This is a genomic window from Acidithiobacillus caldus ATCC 51756, from assembly GCF_000175575.2.
In the GTDB taxonomy this organism is placed as follows: Bacteria; Pseudomonadota; Gammaproteobacteria; order Acidithiobacillales; family Acidithiobacillaceae; genus Acidithiobacillus_A; species Acidithiobacillus_A caldus.
This window is the reverse complement of the sequence record NZ_CP005986.1, coordinates 780,819-798,026: the sequence shown is the minus strand read 5'-3', so window position 1 is coordinate 798,026 and position 17,208 is coordinate 780,819. Positions and strand designations below refer to the sequence as shown.

General features: G+C 61.7%; 19 protein-coding genes. 6 read left to right on the top strand and 13 right to left on the bottom strand.

The features are described from left to right. From rpmE to ACAty_RS03950, 5 genes are all read right to left on the bottom strand, one after another. Nucleotides 1-210 carry a 50S ribosomal protein L31 gene (gene rpmE / locus ACAty_RS03970; protein WP_004871029.1) on the bottom strand — a complete coding sequence of 70 codons (210 nt, stop codon included), beginning with the start codon at nt 208-210 and terminating at the stop codon, nt 1-3. 85 nt (nt 211-295) lie between these two features. Continuing rightward, the gene (gene rho / locus ACAty_RS03965) at nt 296-1,666 is read right to left on the bottom strand and encodes a transcription termination factor Rho (protein ID WP_004871026.1); all 1,371 of its coding nucleotides are present in this window, start codon (nt 1,664-1,666) and stop codon (nt 296-298) included. Next, entirely contained in the window at nt 1,663-1,989 is a 327-nt protein-coding gene (gene trxA, locus ACAty_RS03960) for a thioredoxin TrxA (protein WP_004871024.1), read from the bottom strand. The genes rho and trxA overlap by 4 nt, the downstream gene beginning before the upstream one ends. A gap of 166 nt (nt 1,990-2,155) precedes the next feature. Continuing rightward, complete coding sequence (locus tag ACAty_RS03955) at nt 2,156-3,202, bottom strand: integrase core domain-containing protein (RefSeq protein WP_038471648.1); 1,047 nt, start codon at nt 3,200-3,202, stop codon at nt 2,156-2,158. 42 nt (nt 3,203-3,244) lie between these two features. Continuing rightward, nucleotides 3,245-4,846 carry an MFS transporter gene (locus ACAty_RS03950; RefSeq protein WP_004871022.1) on the bottom strand — a complete coding sequence of 534 codons (1,602 nt, stop codon included), beginning with the start codon at nt 4,844-4,846 and terminating at the stop codon, nt 3,245-3,247. A gap of 284 nt (nt 4,847-5,130) precedes the next feature. Between ACAty_RS03950 and ACAty_RS03945 the strand changes: the two genes are divergently transcribed. Further along, entirely contained in the window at nt 5,131-5,397 is a 267-nt protein-coding gene (locus tag ACAty_RS03945; RefSeq protein ID WP_004871021.1) for a PsiF family protein, read from the top strand. A 28-nt stretch (nt 5,398-5,425) separates the two neighbouring features. Here ACAty_RS03945 and ACAty_RS03940 read toward each other — a convergent pair whose 3' ends face one another. Genes ACAty_RS03940 through ACAty_RS03930 form a run of 3 tightly spaced genes read right to left on the bottom strand, consistent with a single transcriptional unit; the run spans nt 5,426 to nt 7,192 of the window. Continuing rightward, a complete protein-coding gene (locus tag ACAty_RS03940; RefSeq protein ID WP_004871020.1) occupies nt 5,426-5,974 on the bottom strand; it encodes an RNA pyrophosphohydrolase in 549 nt (182 codons plus the stop codon). 52 nt (nt 5,975-6,026) lie between these two features. Continuing rightward, nucleotides 6,027-6,491 carry an NUDIX hydrolase gene (locus ACAty_RS03935; protein WP_004871018.1) on the bottom strand — a complete coding sequence of 155 codons (465 nt, stop codon included), beginning with the start codon at nt 6,489-6,491 and terminating at the stop codon, nt 6,027-6,029. Continuing rightward, on the bottom strand, nt 6,488-7,192 hold the full coding sequence (locus ACAty_RS03930; RefSeq protein ID WP_004871017.1) for a pseudouridine synthase: 705 nt from the start codon (nt 7,190-7,192) through the stop codon (nt 6,488-6,490). The genes ACAty_RS03935 and ACAty_RS03930 overlap by 4 nt, the downstream gene beginning before the upstream one ends. Nucleotides 7,193-7,270: 78 nt before the next feature. Here ACAty_RS03930 and ACAty_RS03925 point away from each other — a divergent pair, with 78 nt between their 5' ends. The 3 genes from ACAty_RS03925 to ACAty_RS03915 are packed head-to-tail and all read left to right on the top strand — an operon-like array spanning nt 7,271 to nt 11,180. Next, a complete protein-coding gene (locus ACAty_RS03925) occupies nt 7,271-8,296 on the top strand; it encodes an agmatine deiminase family protein (protein ID WP_004871016.1) in 1,026 nt (341 codons plus the stop codon). 56 nt (nt 8,297-8,352) lie between these two features. Next, nucleotides 8,353-9,192, top strand: coding sequence for a prolipoprotein diacylglyceryl transferase (lgt, locus tag ACAty_RS03920; RefSeq protein WP_004871015.1), 840 nt, complete (start codon nt 8,353-8,355; stop codon nt 9,190-9,192). Beyond that, nucleotides 9,189-11,180, top strand: coding sequence for a UvrD-helicase domain-containing protein (locus ACAty_RS03915; RefSeq protein ID WP_004871014.1), 1,992 nt, complete (start codon nt 9,189-9,191; stop codon nt 11,178-11,180). The genes lgt and ACAty_RS03915 overlap by 4 nt, the downstream gene beginning before the upstream one ends. 64 nt (nt 11,181-11,244) lie before the next feature. On the opposite strand, the gene rpsT is transcribed toward ACAty_RS03915, so the two are convergent. Beyond that, nucleotides 11,245-11,520 carry a 30S ribosomal protein S20 gene (gene rpsT / locus ACAty_RS03910; protein WP_004871013.1) on the bottom strand — a complete coding sequence of 92 codons (276 nt, stop codon included), beginning with the start codon at nt 11,518-11,520 and terminating at the stop codon, nt 11,245-11,247. 153 nt (nt 11,521-11,673) lie between these two features. Continuing rightward, complete coding sequence (locus ACAty_RS03905; RefSeq protein ID WP_004871012.1) at nt 11,674-13,056, bottom strand: MBL fold metallo-hydrolase RNA specificity domain-containing protein; 1,383 nt, start codon at nt 13,054-13,056, stop codon at nt 11,674-11,676. A gap of 136 nt (nt 13,057-13,192) precedes the next feature. On the opposite strand from ACAty_RS03905, the gene ACAty_RS16210 reads away from it, so the two are divergent. Further along, on the top strand, nt 13,193-13,543 hold the full coding sequence (locus ACAty_RS16210; RefSeq protein ID WP_153801801.1) for a hypothetical protein: 351 nt from the start codon (nt 13,193-13,195) through the stop codon (nt 13,541-13,543). Nucleotides 13,544-13,905: 362 nt separating this feature from the next. Here the strand turns inward: ACAty_RS16210 and ACAty_RS03895 are convergent, their stop codons facing one another. Further along, nucleotides 13,906-14,253: a hypothetical protein gene (locus ACAty_RS03895; protein ID WP_038471641.1), complete on the bottom strand. Its 348-nt coding sequence runs from the start codon at nt 14,251-14,253 to the stop codon at nt 13,906-13,908. A gap of 497 nt (nt 14,254-14,750) precedes the next feature. On the opposite strand from ACAty_RS03895, the gene ACAty_RS03890 reads away from it, so the two are divergent. Further along, nucleotides 14,751-15,146, top strand: coding sequence for a hypothetical protein (locus ACAty_RS03890; RefSeq protein ID WP_004871010.1), 396 nt, complete (start codon nt 14,751-14,753; stop codon nt 15,144-15,146). A 54-nt stretch (nt 15,147-15,200) separates the two neighbouring features. On the opposite strand, the gene ACAty_RS03885 is transcribed toward ACAty_RS03890, so the two are convergent. Continuing rightward, the gene (locus ACAty_RS03885) at nt 15,201-16,082 is read right to left on the bottom strand and encodes a tetratricopeptide repeat protein (protein WP_004871009.1); all 882 of its coding nucleotides are present in this window, start codon (nt 16,080-16,082) and stop codon (nt 15,201-15,203) included. Between the two features lie 97 nt (nt 16,083-16,179). Beyond that, the gene (locus ACAty_RS03880) at nt 16,180-16,728 is read right to left on the bottom strand and encodes a hypothetical protein (protein ID WP_004871008.1); all 549 of its coding nucleotides are present in this window, start codon (nt 16,726-16,728) and stop codon (nt 16,180-16,182) included. Nucleotides 16,729-17,208 lie beyond the last annotated feature (480 nt).

Sequence of the window (17,208 nt, the reverse complement as noted above, 5' to 3'; positions counted from 1 at the left end):
TTACTTGCCCGCGTTGGCGTAACGCTTGCGGAACTTTTCCACCTGGCCGGCGGCGGAAACGGCCCGCTGCTTGCCCGTATAGAAGGGATGACACTCGGAACACAGATCGATGTGCAGGTCACGCCCAGCGGTGGACCGCGTCTTGAAGCTGTTTCCGCAACTGCAGGTCACGGTGATTTCTGCGTATCGGGGATGGATATCGGCTTTCATGGCATAGCGCTCGTGAATTTTGCAAGCTGAAAAGTATAGCCCCCGAGCACCGGTGCGTCCAGCGTGAGGGCCACCGCCGGGGACCTCAGCGATTCATGGAGTCGTAAAACTCGGCATTGTTCTTGGTCGCCTTGACCTTGTCCAGCAGAAACTCCATAGACTCCAGAGGATCCATGGGTGCCAGGAGTTTGCGCAAGATCCACATCTTGCTGAGGATGTCGGCGGGGACCAGCAGCTCTTCGCGGCGGGTTCCGGATTTGTTGATATTGATGGCCGGATAGGTGCGCTTCTCGGCCAGACGCCGATCCAGATGCACCTCCATGTTGCCGGTGCCCTTGAATTCCTCGAAGATCACCTCATCCATCTTCGAGCCCGTCTCCACCAGGGCCGTCGCGATGATGGTCAGGCTACCACCCTCCTCGATGTTGCGCGCCGCCCCAAAAAAGCGCTTGGGCTTTTGCAAGGCGTTGGCATCCACGCCGCCCGTGAGGACCTTGCCCGAGGACGGCACGACGGTGTTGTACGCCCGCGCAAGGCGGGTGATGGAATCCAGCAGAATGACCACATCGTGCTTGTGCTCGACCAGACGCTTGGCCTTTTCGAGGACGATCTCCGCCACCTGGACGTGGCGGGTGGCTGGCTCGTCGAAGGTGGAGGAGACGACCTCACCCTTGACGGAGCGCTGCATCTCGGTGACCTCCTCGGGCCGCTCGTCGATGAGCAGAACGATAAGGTAGCACTCCGGATGATTGGCGGTGATGGCGTGCGCCACCTGCTGCAGGAGCACGGTCTTGCCGGTCTTGGGTGGAGCGACGATGAGACCGCGCTGCCCTTTACCGATGGGCGAGACGAGATCGATGATGCGCGGCGCCACCTCGCCATAGGGAATGTTGTCGGACTCCAGGCGCAGCCGCTCCTCTGGAAAGAGCGGCGTCAGGTCATCGAAATTGACCTTGTTGCGGGTGGCATCGGGGCCCTCGAAGTTGATGCTCTCCACCTTCAGGAGGGCAAAATACCGCTCGCCCTCCTTGGGCGGGCGGATCTGTCCCGACACCGTATCGCCCGTCTGCAGATGGAAACGCCGCACCTGGGAAGGTGATACGTAGATGTCATCGGGCCCGGCCATGTAGGAGCCGGACGCCGCGCGCAGGAAGCCGAAACCGTCCTGGAGTATCTCCAGCACCCCATCGCCGTAGATGGCGTCGCCATTGCGGGCGTGGGCCTTGAGGATATTGAAGATGATCTCTTGCTTCTTGAGCCTCGAGGTGCCATCCAGACCCATGTCCTGACAGATCACCGCGAGCTCGGCCGCAGACTTCCGCTTGAGCTCGCTCAGATTCATGGTCTTGGCCCCGGGGGCGGGGAGAAAGGCTTCCTCTTCTTCTACGAGGATATCTTCATTGGGAAAGGACTTGGGCGCACGGGGCGCCTTGCGGCGGGGACGCGGCGTATTCAAAGTTGACTATCCAGAAAGGCCTGCAACTGCGCTTTGCTCAGCGCCCCCACCTTGGTGGCCTCGAGCTTGCCGTTCTTGAACAGCAGGAGCGTGGGAATGCCGCGGATGCCGTACTGCGGCGGCGTGGCGGGGTTTTCATCGATGTTGAACTTAGCCACCGTAACCCGATCGGCATATTCCTTGGCCACCTCTTCGAGGATCGGCGCGATCATCTTGCAGGGTCCGCACCACTCCGCCCAGAAATCCACGAGTACAGGCTTGCTGGATTTGAGGACATCGTTCTCAAAGCTGTCGTCGGAGACGTATAGGATGGCGTCACTCATGGGAGAAAACTCCTCGGATATCACTGGAGGGCGATGCTGGTATCGCCGAAGAAAAGATGGATATGGGTGGCATGTGGGCCAATACCGCTGGATTTGAGGATAGACGGTGCAGTAACGCGTTTCAATAAGATTATGAACGCGAGATTACCTCAGCCGCCCGACCGGTTCAAGGCTCTGTATGCGTCCACCACCTTTGGCACTGGGGCTGATGTTGCAGGAGGAAGGATAGCGGTGGTTGTTGGCCGAGTCGATGGTGTGGTCGTTCGGCGTTGTAGAAGACGAGCCACTCGGCGAGTTTTTGGTTGAAGCGGGCGAGGTCGGTGAAGAGCAGGTCTTCGTGGTAGTCGACGAAGGATTCCTGGATGGTGCGATTGAAGCGTTCGGCATGGGCATTCATTTTTGGGGTCTTGGGGTAGGTATACCAACGGGCGATCTGCTGTTCCGTGAGGGTTTGGGCGAAGCCCGCCTCAAACTCGGAGCCGTTGTCGGAGAGCAGCACCTGGGGCTTTTGCGGGAGCAGATCCAGGACGGCGGCGAGGGCCGCCTGGGTGTGGCGTGTGGCTTTGCTGGGTAAAGCGACGGCCAAGGCAAAGGCGCTGGCTGGGTCGATGAAGGTGACGAGGTAGCGTTTCAGCCCGTCGCGAACCCGCTCGATAGTGTCCACCGCCAGGCACTGCAAGGCAGTGGTGGCCACCCCCTTGGGCTTGCGCGGCTTGCGAGAACGCTGCATAGGCTTGGGGCGACCACGGGCATCGAGGCGCGCGGGGCTGTGGCGCATTTTATCCGGTGCACGGGCGATGATTCTGCCGAGGGTGGACACCGATGGCAGCGCGATACCCTTCTCCGCACACCAGGGGCGCAGCAGGACGTGCAGCTTGTCCTTGCCGAGATTGGGGTGAAGGATACGTAGCCGCCGGATTTCCGCTACCAGCCTGGGGTCGGTCTTGGGGCTGCGTCGGCGTTTGGGCGCGCTGGACTGGCTGGCCAGGGCGGCGGGATTGCCGCCTTCGGCCTTCAAGGCCGCTCGCCACCGATAGAGCGTCCTTCGGGACACCCCAAAGGCATCGCAGGCGGCCACCAAACCGTGTTTGTCCCAGAACTGTACAATTCTGAGTCGCTCTTGTGCATCTTTCGGAGTCATCTCCCAACGATGCCCCAAGCCCGCTACCCGGTAAAACCCTCGGATCCGGTACCCGACATGTTGAACCTGCATGGCACTCCTCCCTCGCCAAAGAAGTGCCAAAGGTTTGTGAACTTATGCAGGCTCTGCCATTTTCTCACGCATCCATTCGGCCGGTGACGGTGTCACGGCTGTGGTCGTCGGTCGAGCAAAGATCAGAAGTAACGCAGAAAGTGCCAGAAATGCCCAGGCACAGGCGTAAAAGAGGGCATTGAAGGCGAGAAAACTCGCGTGCCGACTGAGTTCTCTGGCCAATTGTAGCTTGGCAGCGGGGGGCGACAGTCCCCGCGCCAACAGTGCACGCGTCGCCGCCTGCCACGGGCGGGCCGATGCGACACCCGGCTCCACCAGGAAATGGTGGACCTCCTGCTCCACGCGCGCCAGCCAGCCCACCAGAATGGGAATGCCGTAGCCCTGGGCGGCAACCCGGAACAGGTTGAATACGCCAAGACCCCGTTCGGCCTCACTTTCCGGCAGAGCACCCAGCGCCAGCCGGGTCAAAGGCAGAAAAAGTCCGCCAAGAAAAAAACCCAAGACAAACTGTGGCCAGAGCAAGGCGGTGTAGGAGGCGTCGCGGTCGTAAGTAGCGATGAGAAAACAACTCAAGGCCAGCCCAGCCAGGTCGACGGCGGCCAATAGCCCGGCATCCCAGTGCCTCAGCGCCCATTGGCTGATCAGGGAAGCGGGCTTGGCGGTAACGGCCATGGGCAAGACCAGGACTCCCGCAAGGAAGGCCGTGTAGCCCCAGACCAACTGCGCCTGCACCACGAGCAGCGCCATCATCCCCTGAAAAAGCAGGGTACCAGCAAACACACCCACCACTCCAAGGAAAAAATTCCCATGGCGAAAGAGTCGATACGCCACCAGCGGTTGCGGATGCTGCCACTCCCAGAGCCACAGGGTCACCCAGAGGATCGCAACGATGACCGTGAGGATCCAAAAGTGTGCGCTGTGCCACCAGTCCAGGTAGGTCCCAAGGTCCAGGGTGACTTGGGTCGTGGCGAGAGCCGCTGCCAAGAGCATGAGCCCCGGCCAGTCCATCGAACGCACCCGCACAGGCAGGGACGGCAAACCCCGCAGGGCAAGGAAGACGAAGCCCGTCAGCGCCAAGGCCAGCGGTCCGTCCAGATAGAAGAGGCTGCGCCAGCCCCAATAGGTACAGAGCCATCCGCCCACGGCAGGCGCCAGGGTGAAGGGGGTCAGGGCCGCCACGCCCCAAAGGGACCTGACCAGTCTTTCGTGGCCAGGGCGGTAGCGATGCCGCAATATCGCGAGAGACAGGGGAATGCTCAAACCGCCAAAAAAACCCATGGCGAAGCGGGCCAGGATGAAAGACCAAAACTCCGTCGTCTCGGCACAGCCCAGGGCGCTGATACCAAAGCCAGCAAAGATCAGGAGGAAGCTGCGCGACTCCCCCTGCCGTGCCGCAAGCCACAGGGACAGCGGCGCGGCCAACGCCATGCCGACAAAAAAATCCGTCTGTGGCCAGATGGCAAAGTTCGCATTGACGCCCAAGGCCCCGGCCACCTCGGGAATCATGGCGAGGTAGGCGCCCGCATTGAAGAGCACCAGAAAATGGGCAAGACCGATGGCCAGATTGAGCAGTAGAAATCGACCGGGAGGCAGGTCTGCAGCGATCGCCTCGATCCGCCGGCGGCCGGCGTCGATCCGGCTCACGCGCCCGCCCGATTCAGCCAAAATCCTGCCCTTCTGTGGCTGCGACAGTAGCGCTGGGAGGCCACACGCCGCAGCATCGCGGCGAGACCCGGGTCGGTGCGTACCGAACCTCGAGCACTCCGGCGTCTGCATGGACCGCACCCAGGCGCTGGATGGACAGGCGATGTGACCGCAACGTTCCAAGCATCATAATTCGTGTATACAAAGCCTTACACCTAGCTGGCACTCTCGGCCAAACGCTACAATCCCGGTCGCGGTACCCACCACACGACGGAGAAGAAACCATGTTGAAACAGATCAGTGCGAGCCTGCTGTCCCTGAGCTTCCTGCTGGCCGGTGCCGCCGTCGCGGCCGAACCCAACGCCGCTACCCACGGTGGCGCCATGGGGAACATGCCCATGACGCAGATGCCCGCCAAGGAAAAGGCGAAAGAACCCCATAAGCTCACGGCGCAGCAAGAAAAGATGCGCATGTGCAATCAGCAGGCCAAGGGCAAGAAAGGTGAGGAGCGCAAGGCCTTCATGCGTTCCTGCCTGTCCAAAAAGAAGTAAGCCGGAACTCTGGGGTCCGGCTGCTGCCTCAGCCGGCTCTCGTGGCCGTTCTCAGGCGTCCCCGCGACCCCACTCTGGCGGGCTCGGGACAACGCGGGGCCGGCATGGGTGCCGGTCCCGTGCCGATGAGTGGAGCCAACTCCTGCAAGGCCTGCCAGTACACGCGGCGCTTGAAGGCGATGATCTCGTGCACCGGCCGCCAATAGTCCACCCACTTCCAATCCTCGAACTCCGGGTGTGCCGTAGCGAGGTTGATGTCCTCCTCACTACCCTGAAAACGCAGCAGAAACCAGATCTGCTTCTGACCGCGGTAGCGCCGTCGCGCAGCACGCTGCCGTGTGCAGGGGACCTCATAACGTAGCCAGCCCCGTGTCCGCCCAAGAATGACTACCTTGCTGGTACCCACTTCTTCCTGAAGCTCGCGGAACATGGCCTGCTCCGGGGTCTCGTTGCCGTCGATGCCGCCCTGGGGAAACTGCCAGGCATTCTCGCCCACGCGCTTGGCCCAGAGCACCTGATTGTGGTCGTTACATACGATCATCCCGACATTGGGACGATAGCCATCTGCGTCAATCATCTGGGTATCTCAATGAGATTTTTTCCGAATATACCAAAAATGCGCGTCGCCGTCAGGCGTCAGCGGCAAGGCAGTGCAGGAGTTCCAGGGGATAGCGCTCTCCCGCGCAGTAGTCGGCAATGCAGCGACCGACCATGCCGCTGCGCCACTGGTCGCGGCGCGCCTCCAGTTCCGCGGGGCTGAGCCAGAGTGGACCGATGATGCCGACGTCCAGAGGTCGCGACTCGTCCCGCGAGTCGGCCCGGCCGGCAAAGCAAAAACGCAGATAGGTCAGATCCTTGTGGGGATGCTCCCAGTGATAGATTCCGACCAGGTACTCGGGCGCGAAGGCGTAACCGGTCTCTTCCAGGGTCTCCCGCACCACCGCCTGCAGCAGCGTTTCGCCGGGATCCCAATGGCCGGCGGGCTGGTTCAGACAGCGGCGGCCGTCGACGACTTCTTCCACCAACAAAAAACGACCGCGATCATCGACGGCGATGGCGGCAACGGTGACGTGCGGCGACCAGATCGGATTCATGGCAGCGAGGCCTCGTGGGGATCGAGCAGACGCCAGCTGCCGGACGGCAGATCGTCCACCCGGAAGGGACCGAAGGCCTCGCGGTGCAGGGTGTCGACGCGATTGCCGAGGGCCGCCAGCATGCGCCGGACCTCGTGATAACGCCCCTCGCGCAGGGTCAGACGCAGATGTCGTGGCGCGAGGACCTCCACGTCGGCGGGCAGACACGGACTGGTCTCGCCAGCCAACAGCAGCTTGCCCGACCGCAACTGCGCCAGCGCCCCGTCGGTGATGGGCTCCGCCAGGCCGACGCGATAGGTGCGCGGTACCGCCCGACGGGGGTGGGTCCAACGATGCAGCCAGCCGCCATCGTCGGTGACCAGCAAAACGCCGCTGGTGTCGGCATCCAGGCGTCCCACCGTGTTGATGGCCGGACGCCGCACACTCCAGGCTGCGGGAAAATCGCCATAGACACTGCGTGGCTCGCCGTGGGCACAGACCTTGCCCCGGGGCTTGTGGTAGAGCAGGTAGAGGCCCTCGGGGTGGTCCAGGGGCTGGCCGTCGATCTGCACCAACTTGGGGTCCACACGCAGACTTGGCGAGCCAACGGGCCGCGACCCCACCGAAACCCGTCCCGCCCGCAACCATTCGCGCAGCTCCGAGCGACTGCCATATCCCAGGCGAGAGAAGAGTCGATCCAGACGTTCCTGTGGGGCTGCCATGGCCCTAGTCTAGCGCGCCGCCGGCTCTGTCGAAAAGCCAGCGAAGGCCGTATCATGGGATCCCCAGAGGAGATTACCATGACCTTTACGCTACCCGCCGAGTGGGCGCCGCAGTCTGCGGTGCAGCTTACCTGGCCACACCGGGACACGGACTGGGCAGAGCGGCTGCCCTTGGTCTTGCCCGTATTCACCCAGATTGCCTTGGCCATCAGCCAGCACGAGGACGTACTCCTGGTCTGCCACGATACCGAGAGCCTGGCTGAGGCGCGCGCACGGGTGCTGGATGCCGGCGCCAGTCCCGATCGCTGCCATTTCGTCGTGGCGCCGAGCAACGACTCCTGGGCCCGTGACCACGGACCGTTGACGCTGCGTGCCCCGGATGGCCGCCGCCGTTTGCTCGATTTCGGCTTCAATGCCTGGGGACTCAAGTTTGCAGCAGACCGGGACAACCTGCTCACACGGCGCCTGCACCAGGCCGGTGCCTATGGCGATCTTCCCTTGCGTACTCTGGGCATGATTCTCGAAGGCGGCAGTATCGACAGCGACGGCGCCGGGACCTTGCTCACCACCAGTGCCTGCCTACTCTCGCCCAATCGCAATCCGCAATGGTCGCGGGAAGAGATCAGCGCACGCCTGTGCGAGTATCTGGGGGCCGAGCGGGTGCTCTGGCTGGAGAGCGGCTATCTGGAGGGCGACGATACCGACGCCCACATCGACACCCTGGCCCGCTTCTGCAGCACCGACACCATCGCCTACCAGTCCTGCGACGATCCGGACGACAACCACTTTGCGCCTTTGCAGCAAATGGCGGCGGAGCTGGCTGGCTTTCCACGCGCCGATGGCGGGGCCTACCACCTCGTGCCTCTGCCCTGGCCCAGGGCACGCTACGACGAAGCGGGCACGCGCTTGCCCCTGAGTTACGCCAACTTCCTCATCATCAATGGTGCTGTGCTCCTCCCCACCTACGACGACGCTGCCGATGCCGTGGCCATGGAACGGTTGGCCGAGGTTTTTCCACAGCGCGAGGTCGTCCCCATCCTTTGTCTCGAACTCGCCCGGCAGCATGGCAGTCTGCATTGCGTGACCATGCAGATACCATCCTGATGGCTTGACAGGGCCATGGGCCTCGGCCATCTTGGCGCCAGCGTAAGGGGGCTACCATGCTGCACTATCCCGACATCAATCCCGTGGGCTTCCAGCTGGGGCCCCTGACCATCCACTGGTATGGCCTACTGGAAATCATCAGCTTTGTCATCGCCACCTTCTGGCTGATCCGTCGCGGTCGCCAGGACCACTGGCGCTGGCACAAGGGCGAGGTGGTGGATCTGGAGTTCTACGTTGCCCTGGGCGCCATCCTTGGTGGACGGGTAGGCTATGTGCTCTGGTACAACCTGCCCTTTTACCTGGACCATCCCCTCAAGGCCCTGGCCATATGGGACGGTGGCATGTCCTTTCACGGCGGCCTCCTGGGAGTGGTGCTGGCCTGCTGGATCTTTTCTCTGGGAAACCACCGGCACGCCTTCCTTCCGACCTTGGATTTCATCGCGCCCGCCGTGCCCATCGGCCTGGGTCTTGGCCGCTTGGCCAACTTCATCAACGACCAGCTCTTTGGGCGTGTCTCTCACCTGCCCTGGGCGATGGTCTTCCCGGCGGGTGGGCCACAGCCCCGGCAACCCTCGCAGCTCTATGAATTCCTACTGGAAGGCGTACTGCTCTTCATCATCCTGGCCGTCTACAGCAGGCGGGCCCGACCCGCCGGTGCCGTCGGTGGCATGTTCGTTCTCTTCTACGGCATCTTTCGCTTCCTGGCGGAGTTTGCCCGGCAACCGGACATCCAGCTGGGCTTTGTCTGGGGACCCTTTACCATGGGGCAATTCCTGTCTGTCCCCATGATCGTCCTGGGGCCCGTCATCATCTGGTGGGCGTACCGCGGCGGTTTCGCCAGCAGCCCGCCCGCCGCCGACTCGGCTGCCGCTTCCGCCGCCCGCGAAGGGGTATGAGCGCGGCCCTCGCTGACCTCAACGGTCCCCAGCGGGAAGCCGTAGCCCGGGTGCACGGGCCCGTCCTGGTTTTGGCCGGCGCCGGCTCCGGCAAGACCCGCGTCATCACCCGCAAGATCGTCCACCTCATTCAAGATCACGGGGTCGAGCCTCGCCATATCGCCGCCGTGACCTTCACCAACAAGGCCGCGCGGGAGATGAAGGGGCGCGTGCAGCAGTCCCTGGAAGGGCGCTCTGCCCGCGGGCTGACCATTTCCACCTTTCATCGCCTGGGGCTCGAGATCCTGCGCCAAGACATCACGCAGCTGGGCTATCGCGAGAACTTCAGCGTCGTCGATCCCGGCGATAGCCTCACCCTGGTACGCAATCTCCTGCGTGAGATGCAGGGGCCCAGTGATCTGGCCGAGAGCATTCAGGCGCGCATCTCCAAAGCCAAGAACGACGGTCATGGGCCCGAGGATATGCCCATACGGGACCGTCTCGATGAACTGGCCCAGCGCGTCTATCGTCCCTACCAGCGCGCCCTGAAGGCCTGCAACTCCGTGGATCTCGACGATCTCATCCTCTTGCCTACAGAGCTCTTGAGCCGCTTTGCCGAAGCGCAGGAACGCTGGCAGGAGCGGATCCGGTACCTCCTGGTGGACGAGTATCAGGACAGTAACGGCGCGCAATACCGACTTTTGCAAAACCTACTGAAAAAAAGACAGAATCTGACGGCCGTGGGGGACGACGATCAGAGCATCTACTCGTGGCGCGGCGCCGCCGCCGACAACCTCCAGCGACTGGCCCAGGATTTTCCCGACCTGAGACTCATCAAACTGGAACAGAACTACCGTTCCACCGGACGCATTCTCCAGGCAGCCAACCACCTCATCGCCCACAATCCCCATCTCTTTGAGAAAAAACTCTGGAGCAGTCTGGGTGAGGGCGACCGCATTCAGGTCATCGTCGCCAGAGACGAAACCGATGAAGCGGAACAGGTCGTCAATGCCATCCTGCGCGATCGCTTCCAGCGGCAGGGCGAGTATCGCGATTACGCCATACTCTACCGCAGTAATCATCAGTCCCGCCCCTTCGAGACGGCTTTACGCAATGCGCGTATCCCCTATCAACTATCCGGCGGCATATCCTTCTTCGAGCGCAGTGAGATCCGGGATTTTTTGGCCTACTGCCGTCTCTTGGCCAACCCCGATGACGATGCGGCCTTTTTGCGGGCGGTCAACACCCCCCGCAGAGGCATCGGCAGTGCAACCCTGGAAACCCTGGGAGAACATGCCAAAGCGCGGCAGATGTCGCTCTTTGCCGCACTCTGGGAAGAGGATCTGGATCTCGCCGAACGCCCGCTGCTCGCCCTGCGCAGTTTTGGCGATTGGCTGAACCGGACCGCCGAAGCCTGCGCCAGAAGCGAGCTCATGCCAACGCTACGCGATCTCCTGGAAGAGATCGGCTATCGTCGCTATCTGGAAAACGAGGGCGATGAGCGCGAGGCTCGGCGCAAGTGGGAGAATCTGGAAGAACTGCTGGCTTGGATGGCACGGCTGCTGGAGCAGGAAGACGGCCCGAAAAACCTGGCGGAGCTACTCAATCGCCTCAGCGTCATCCACATCCTGGAGCGCGACGAGGACGACGAGGAGCGCGACGTACTGCGTCTGTCTACCCTGCACGGAGCCAAGGGACTGGAGTTTTCCCGCGTGTTTCTGGTGGGTGTGGAAGAGGAACTCTTGCCGCACCGCAACAGCGAGACGCCAGCCCAGATCGAGGAAGAACGCCGTCTTTTCTATGTCGGTGTGACGCGGGCACGACACAAACTGAGTCTCAGCTATTGCCGCCGACGCAAGCGCTATGGTGAGGCGCAGGCGCCCGAACCCTCTCGCTTTCTGCAGGAATTACCGCGTGAACTGCTGGACTGGGCGAGCGGTGCGGAAGAGCAGGAAGCCCTGAGCGCGACGGCGGCCTGTTCCCGCCTGCGCGCCTTGCTGGACGACTGAGGCGCCAAAACTGGCCAGAGCCCCCCGCCCCGCAAACGGCAGCAAGGGGCGCCCATCGGGATTGTCAGGACTGCGCGGTGCCCAGAGCCTTGACGCGGGCCGAAAGCCGGCTCTTGGTCCGCGCTGCGGTATTGGCGTGGACGATACCCTTGCTGGCCGTCTTGTCGATGATGGATTCAGCCTGATGCAGAGCACGGCGCGCCTGCTCCTGGTCGCCCTCACGCACCGCCTTCAGCACCGACTTGACGTAGGTACGCATACGCGACCGCAGGCTGGCATTGTGCCGCCGACGGTTTTCATTTTGCAGAACGCGCTTGCGCGCTTGAGCACTATTTGCCACGGAACCAACTCCCGAATCATTAAGCAACGCCCACGTGGGCGGATGAAGCTCGGCATTGTCGGCCGCTGTCGCCCCAGTGTCAAGGATCTGTATGCGTCCATCACCTTTGCTGCTGGGGCAATCTCGCAAGAAGCAGGGGCGGCGGTCGGTGCCTCAGAGCTCGATGACCTCCCCCTGAGCCGGCCGATTGACCTCCGTATCCTTCAGCAATGCGGCGAAGGTATCCATACTGTCGGGATCGCCGTGCACGAGAATGGTCCGCGTCGGGCGCAGCGCCTGCTGCCAAGCGAGCAACTCGCGCTGATCGGCGTGGGCAGAAAAGCCGTTGATGGTGTGCAGCTGCGCGTGAACGGGGATTTCGTCGCCAAAAAGACGGACCGTCCTGGCACCGTCGATGAGCAAGCGCGCCAGGGTTCCGCGGGCTGCATAGCCGACAAAAACCACACTCGAATCGCTTCGCCAGAGGTTGTGGCGCAGATGATGGCGCACCCTCCCCCCGGTTGCCATGCCCGAACCGGCCATGATCACCGCCCCGCCAACCAAGCGGTTGAGCGCAATGGAATCGGCCGTCTCGCGCACGAAGCGCAGCCCAGGCAAAGCGAAAGGGTCTTGGCCTTTTCGAAAGAGTGCATCCACCTCCTCACCGTAACACTCGGGATGATGTCGGAAGATTTCCGTAGCCGAAATGGCCATGGGAGAGTCCAGGAAGACCGGCAGGCGTTGCGGTAATTCTCCCTCCTCGATACCTCTGCGCAGGTAAAACAAGAGTTCCTGCGCACGCTCCAGGGCAAAGGTGGGAATAATGACATTACCCCCTCGCTGCAGGGTATCGCGGATCGCCGCAAAGAGCTCGGCAATAGAGGGCTCGATGGGCTTGTGGAGGCGATCTCCATAGGTGGTTTCCATGACCACGCTGTCGGCTCGCGGCGGGAGTTGGGGGTCACGCAGAAGGGCGCGCCCGGCATTGCCAAGGTCTCCGGAAAAAATGATGGACTTGGGCGCACCCGTACCATGCGCTTCGATGCGAATACTCGCCGATCCGAGGATATGTCCGGCATCGTAGAAGGTAGCTGTCAACCCCGGGGCAAGTTCCAGGCTCTGACCATACTCCGCAGTCCGACCAAAGAATTCCAGCGCGTTGAGGGCATCGAGGGTGGTATACAAAGGCTGAGCGCTCGCTTCCCCGTGGCGATTGGCATGGCGTTGGCGACGTTCTGCATCTTCCTCCTGCAGGTGGGCCGAGTCGAGCAAAACCACACGAGTGAGTTCGCGAGTAGCGGCAGTGGTAATGATCTCGCCGCGAAATCCACGCTTGGCAAGCAACGGGATCCGACCACAATGGTCGAGGTGGGCATGGGTGAGCAAAAGCAGGTCGATGGAGCGAGGATCGAAGCCAAAATCGTCGGCATTTTCCTCGTCCAGCTCGCGACCGCCCTGAAACATGCCGCAGTCGATGAGTACACGCTTGCCCCGAGCCTCGAGCAAGTGACAAGAGCCGGTAACGTTACGGTCAGCGCCGTGGAAGGAGAGTTTCATGGTATTGTCCTTTCGCTGTCGTGGGCCTTCCCGCGAGGAGTATAACAGACCTTCCGACACGCGCGTCTCGTGGTGCTCGAGTCCACCACTTTTGGTACTCGTGGTAATCTTGCCGGAGGAAGGATAGCGGTGGTCGTTGGCTAAATCGATGGTGTGGTCGTTCGGCGTAGTCGAAGACGAGCCAATCGGCGAGCTTTTGCTTGAAACGGGCGAGGTCGGTAAAGAGCAGGTCTTCGTGGTCGTCGACGAAGGATTCGTGGATGGTGCCACGGTAGCGTTCGGCAGGGACGTTCATTGTCGGCGTCTGGGGCTAGGTTTACCAAGGCGGGTTCTGCCGTTCCGTGAGGGTTTGGGCGAAGCTCGCCTCGAATTCGGAACCAGAGCGCGAGCAGAGGATTTGGCCGTCCATGTCGCCGGACTGCCGCCGTCCTCCTGGAAGGGCTTTTTCCAACGGAGAGCGTTCTGCGGCCCCCCGAAGGGGGCGTGACCGCCGGCGCTACTCAGGCCGTGACCTCGATCCTGAGCCCGAGAAGCGCTCGAACGAGCCTGAAGGTCATGGACACCCGGCAGAATAGACACACACCCTGTCGGGGGCCGCACCCGACCCTTTACCAGCCGGGAGGCGGTGGCGGAGGTGGTCCCGGTGGCGGCGGGGGTGGCGCTCCCGGACCGCCCGGCGGTGGTGGCGGGGGAGGAGCATTGTAGTAGCCTCCGGGGCCTGGCTGGACTGCCGCATAGCAGCCGGACAGGATCAGACCCAGGCCAAGCAGTAGTCCAAAGCGCAGACCACGGTAGCGCAAGCCCACAGGGGGGCGCATTGAAGGTAAATGCATGGTCAATATCCTCTTTTCAGTACCCATATACGGAGCGGTCGTACTTCCGCTCCGCTCGATATACTCGGTCGTCGTATTTTCTCCGTGCCTTCCAGTAGCGGCGATCGGCCCTCTCCTCCTTCCTTTCCAGATGCCGTTTCCAACGCCCGTAGATGCGCAAGGCCTTGCGGCTGTAGCCGTAGGGATAGGGATACGGGTAGGGGCGTAGGTAATCGGCATCACTGACGCGGTAAGTCGGGGACACCGTGTTCGGGCCTGCAAGCTGCGTATACCGGGTTCCGCCCTCCACCAGTGCCGCGCTCGTGCTCAGCAGAGCCCCCGCCACCACCGCCAGAATCAGCCGTCTGGAGTTGCCAACCGACATGCGTGGATCTCCTTGTCACCCAAGTACACAGCGTTACAAGCAAGGTATGTGCCTACTGTAATTATCGGGCTTTGAGCCCCCCGGGTGGCTCGCAGGTGTTTCCTGGGAGCGACAAGGGTGAATTGGCGATGCGCACCATCGCGAACATCCATCCCTACCCCCTACCGACAAGCACCGGCTGTCAAGCGACCACAGCCCAGGGAGGCGGAGAACCCGGTACGAGATCCGCCAATCTGCCAACCCAATTCGGCTAACTTCAGGACCCTGGCTGGATCCCGTCAACGCCGGCTTGGATCCATTCGGGGGGGGGGGGTGTTGCAAGCTACGGATACCGCGTTGCACCTGCAACGGCTTCTCGCCAATCCTATCGCAACCCGATTACTATCCTATTGTTTTTTTATGCTTAATACGATATCCCTAGCGTGGGAACGAAAGCTGCTTGAGCCATGCGCACGGGGCATCGTGCCCCGTCTGACAGATACAAGGAGAGTCAACGCATGGCAGAACTATTTTCGCCCGCATGGATGGAACGATTTGCCGCTGAGTGGAACCGAGAACCCGACCTGGCCCAGGCCTTGGGACAAATCGACTTTGCCTCCAACATCGCCTACGGCTTCGTGGAGGAGGAAGCGCCTCGCGGATTTCTTCAGGTACTCAAGGGGCAGGTGGCCAGTGCCGGCGCCTATCAAGGGCAAGCGCTGAACTGGGACATTCGTGCCAGCGTCGATCAGTGGATGAAGTGGATATCGAGCCCGCCCGGCATGACGGGCCTAGGTATGGCCTTCACTACCGGCAAGATCAAGTTCAAGGTGGGGGACTACAAGAGCATGTTGAAAGATCCACGCATGGCCACACCTTTCGTCAAAAGCTTTTCGGTGATGGCCCGGGTCTAGTGCCGCTGAAAAACGGGCAGAGATGACTCTGCCCGGAAAAGGGGACCCATTCCGCTAATATCTATCCTCGCTGCCGTAGCCCCGATCTTCAGGACTGTGCGCCAGCGCTTCCTGAACTTTTTGTGCCAAGGCAGGATCCAGGGTCCCAAGCACCGGAACCAGACTCGCGGCCCTCTGTTCCTGACCCTGCCGAATCAACAGCATGGCTGCGCGGGAAAAATTTTCCGCCGCCTTGTGCCGCTCACCGTCCATATAATAGACATTGCCCAATTCACCGTAGGCAAAGGCTGCATTGGGGACCTGTCGGATCAGTGCCCGATACTTCGCGATGGCAGCGGGAATGTCGTGCTGCCAATAGGCGGCACGTGCCGCCATGAGCTCCTGACGCTGCTCGGCACTGAGCCTAGGTGCCGCCTGCGAGCCTGCCGCCATGCCAGGTGCAGCAATGGGAGCAACGGTAAGGGTCTTTTCGGCGACTTTCGGGGCACTGCTTTTCTGGTGGGCGCTAATCCCCCAGATGAACAGCGCAATGATTAGGATGATCAGGAGGGCAACCAGGGCGGGCCATGAGAGCAGCCGGCTGACCGCGCTTTTTTTGGGTTGCCGAGGCGGCAGCGGCGGATAGCTCGTGGTGCCTCCGGGCGGAGTCGTACCACCCCCCGCAGAGCCAAGGGAGGGTGCCGTCGTGCCCGAACTCTGGGACGCAAAACTGGGTGCCGTGGTTCCCGTCGTGGGAGTCACCTGCGGCGCTTGCGTCCCGGATGGCACGGCCTCGCCCTCCGATTCCTTCCCCGCAGCCAGACGGGTGGCCTCGGACGCCGCCGTCTCGGACACGGCATCGCCGTGCTCGTGCACGCTGCGCTCGGCGTCGGGTCCTTCGCCAACGGACGGCGTCTCGTCCTCGCTGGCGTGCAGGTCCTTCTCATTGCTTGTCATGCTTCACTCCTATCGTGACGATCGAATGGGGGCCCGAGCCGACGGACGGGGTCCCCTGGCGGGTAACATCCTGGTCTGCCCACTCTGTCTCTGCGGCTCAGCGATACCCGTAACCATAGGGGTTGTAGCTGGGCGCGTAACCGGGATAGGGCTGGCCGTAACCATAGGGACCAGCGGGCGGCGCATAGTTTGGCGCCGGTGGGTAGGCCGGGGCGTAACCGGGTGCTGGCTGAGGATAAGCCCCATAAGCCCCTTGAGGTCCGTAACCCGGATAGGCGGGATAAGGAGCACTCGGGCCATAGGCTTGACCATAGCCATCGCCATAGGCACCGCCGTAGTAGCCATTGAATCCTTGCCCGTAGCTGCCATAACGACCGCTGTTGAAATTCATCGGGCCACCATGGGGCCCGTTGAAGCTCATGCTGCCCATGTCCCAGGGTCCGCTGCTGCCAGTAAAGGGGCCGCCGTAGCCGCTGAAAGGGCCGCTACTGCCGGTAAAGGGATTGCTCACCCCGCCCCAGGGCATGCCGCCTCCCCAGGGCATACCACCCCACGGACCCCAGGCAAAGGCCGGCGCCGCGGCCAATAGGGCAGACACCCCCAGAACCGCGGCCGAACCAAACATCCACCTTTTCTTCATCTTCATGATTGGTGTACTCCTGCGCATAGTCGCCATCTTCTGTCGTTGTCCGGAGCGCCTTTTGCGCCCCTTTCGACACCCGGCAATCCCATTCCAGAATTACTGAGATGACGGCAAGCACAGTCCGTGCCAAATTATAACCCAATGTTTTTTCATTATATATTAGAGGTCGGACTTCTTTCTTTTTGCAACGGTATTACATATCGCATTGTTTTTATTATGCACTTGCGATATTACGCCTGTTGCAGCCGTTGCATGTGCAGCAGACGATTTCCGCGAGCGCGTAAAACCGTCTGAATCCACGATGATAATTGGACTCACACGCTATCGATGACCAAGAGTGCTGCAACGCAACGCTCCCCCTGCAACAGATCATCTCTTTGTTTTTCATTATAAACACCCTTCCGTCGTGCAACAGATCACCGATCGATATTTTATTATTGCATAGAAAACAATACGTTACTATTAGGCACGAACTATGCTAAC

What these genes read in the sequence shown, in the direction of transcription:
- ACAty_RS03890 (WP_004871010.1), top strand. Translation starts at nt 14,751, where the DNA reads ATGGCAGAACTATTTTCGCCCGCATGGATGGAACGATTTGCCGCTGAG.
- ACAty_RS03935 (WP_004871018.1), bottom strand. Translation starts at nt 6,491, where the DNA reads ATGAATCCGATCTGGTCGCCGCACGTCACCGTTGCCGCCATCGCCGTC.
- lgt (WP_004871015.1), top strand. Translation starts at nt 8,353, where the DNA reads ATGCTGCACTATCCCGACATCAATCCCGTGGGCTTCCAGCTGGGGCCC.
- ACAty_RS03945 (WP_004871021.1), top strand. Translation starts at nt 5,131, where the DNA reads ATGTTGAAACAGATCAGTGCGAGCCTGCTGTCCCTGAGCTTCCTGCTG.
- rpmE (WP_004871029.1), bottom strand. Translation starts at nt 210, where the DNA reads ATGAAAGCCGATATCCATCCCCGATACGCAGAAATCACCGTGACCTGC.
- ACAty_RS03955 (WP_038471648.1), bottom strand. Translation starts at nt 3,202, where the DNA reads ATGCAGGTTCAACATGTCGGGTACCGGATCCGAGGGTTTTACCGGGTA.
- ACAty_RS03885 (WP_004871009.1), bottom strand. Translation starts at nt 16,082, where the DNA reads ATGACAAGCAATGAGAAGGACCTGCACGCCAGCGAGGACGAGACGCCG.
- ACAty_RS03895 (WP_038471641.1), bottom strand. Translation starts at nt 14,253, where the DNA reads ATGTCGGTTGGCAACTCCAGACGGCTGATTCTGGCGGTGGTGGCGGGG.
- ACAty_RS03915 (WP_004871014.1), top strand. Translation starts at nt 9,189, where the DNA reads ATGAGCGCGGCCCTCGCTGACCTCAACGGTCCCCAGCGGGAAGCCGTA.
- trxA (WP_004871024.1), bottom strand. Translation starts at nt 1,989, where the DNA reads ATGAGTGACGCCATCCTATACGTCTCCGACGACAGCTTTGAGAACGAT.
- ACAty_RS03940 (WP_004871020.1), bottom strand. Translation starts at nt 5,974, where the DNA reads ATGATTGACGCAGATGGCTATCGTCCCAATGTCGGGATGATCGTATGT.
- ACAty_RS03930 (WP_004871017.1), bottom strand. Translation starts at nt 7,192, where the DNA reads ATGGCAGCCCCACAGGAACGTCTGGATCGACTCTTCTCTCGCCTGGGA.
- ACAty_RS03905 (WP_004871012.1), bottom strand. Translation starts at nt 13,056, where the DNA reads ATGAAACTCTCCTTCCACGGCGCTGACCGTAACGTTACCGGCTCTTGT.
- ACAty_RS03925 (WP_004871016.1), top strand. Translation starts at nt 7,271, where the DNA reads ATGACCTTTACGCTACCCGCCGAGTGGGCGCCGCAGTCTGCGGTGCAG.
- ACAty_RS03880 (WP_004871008.1), bottom strand. Translation starts at nt 16,728, where the DNA reads ATGAAGATGAAGAAAAGGTGGATGTTTGGTTCGGCCGCGGTTCTGGGG.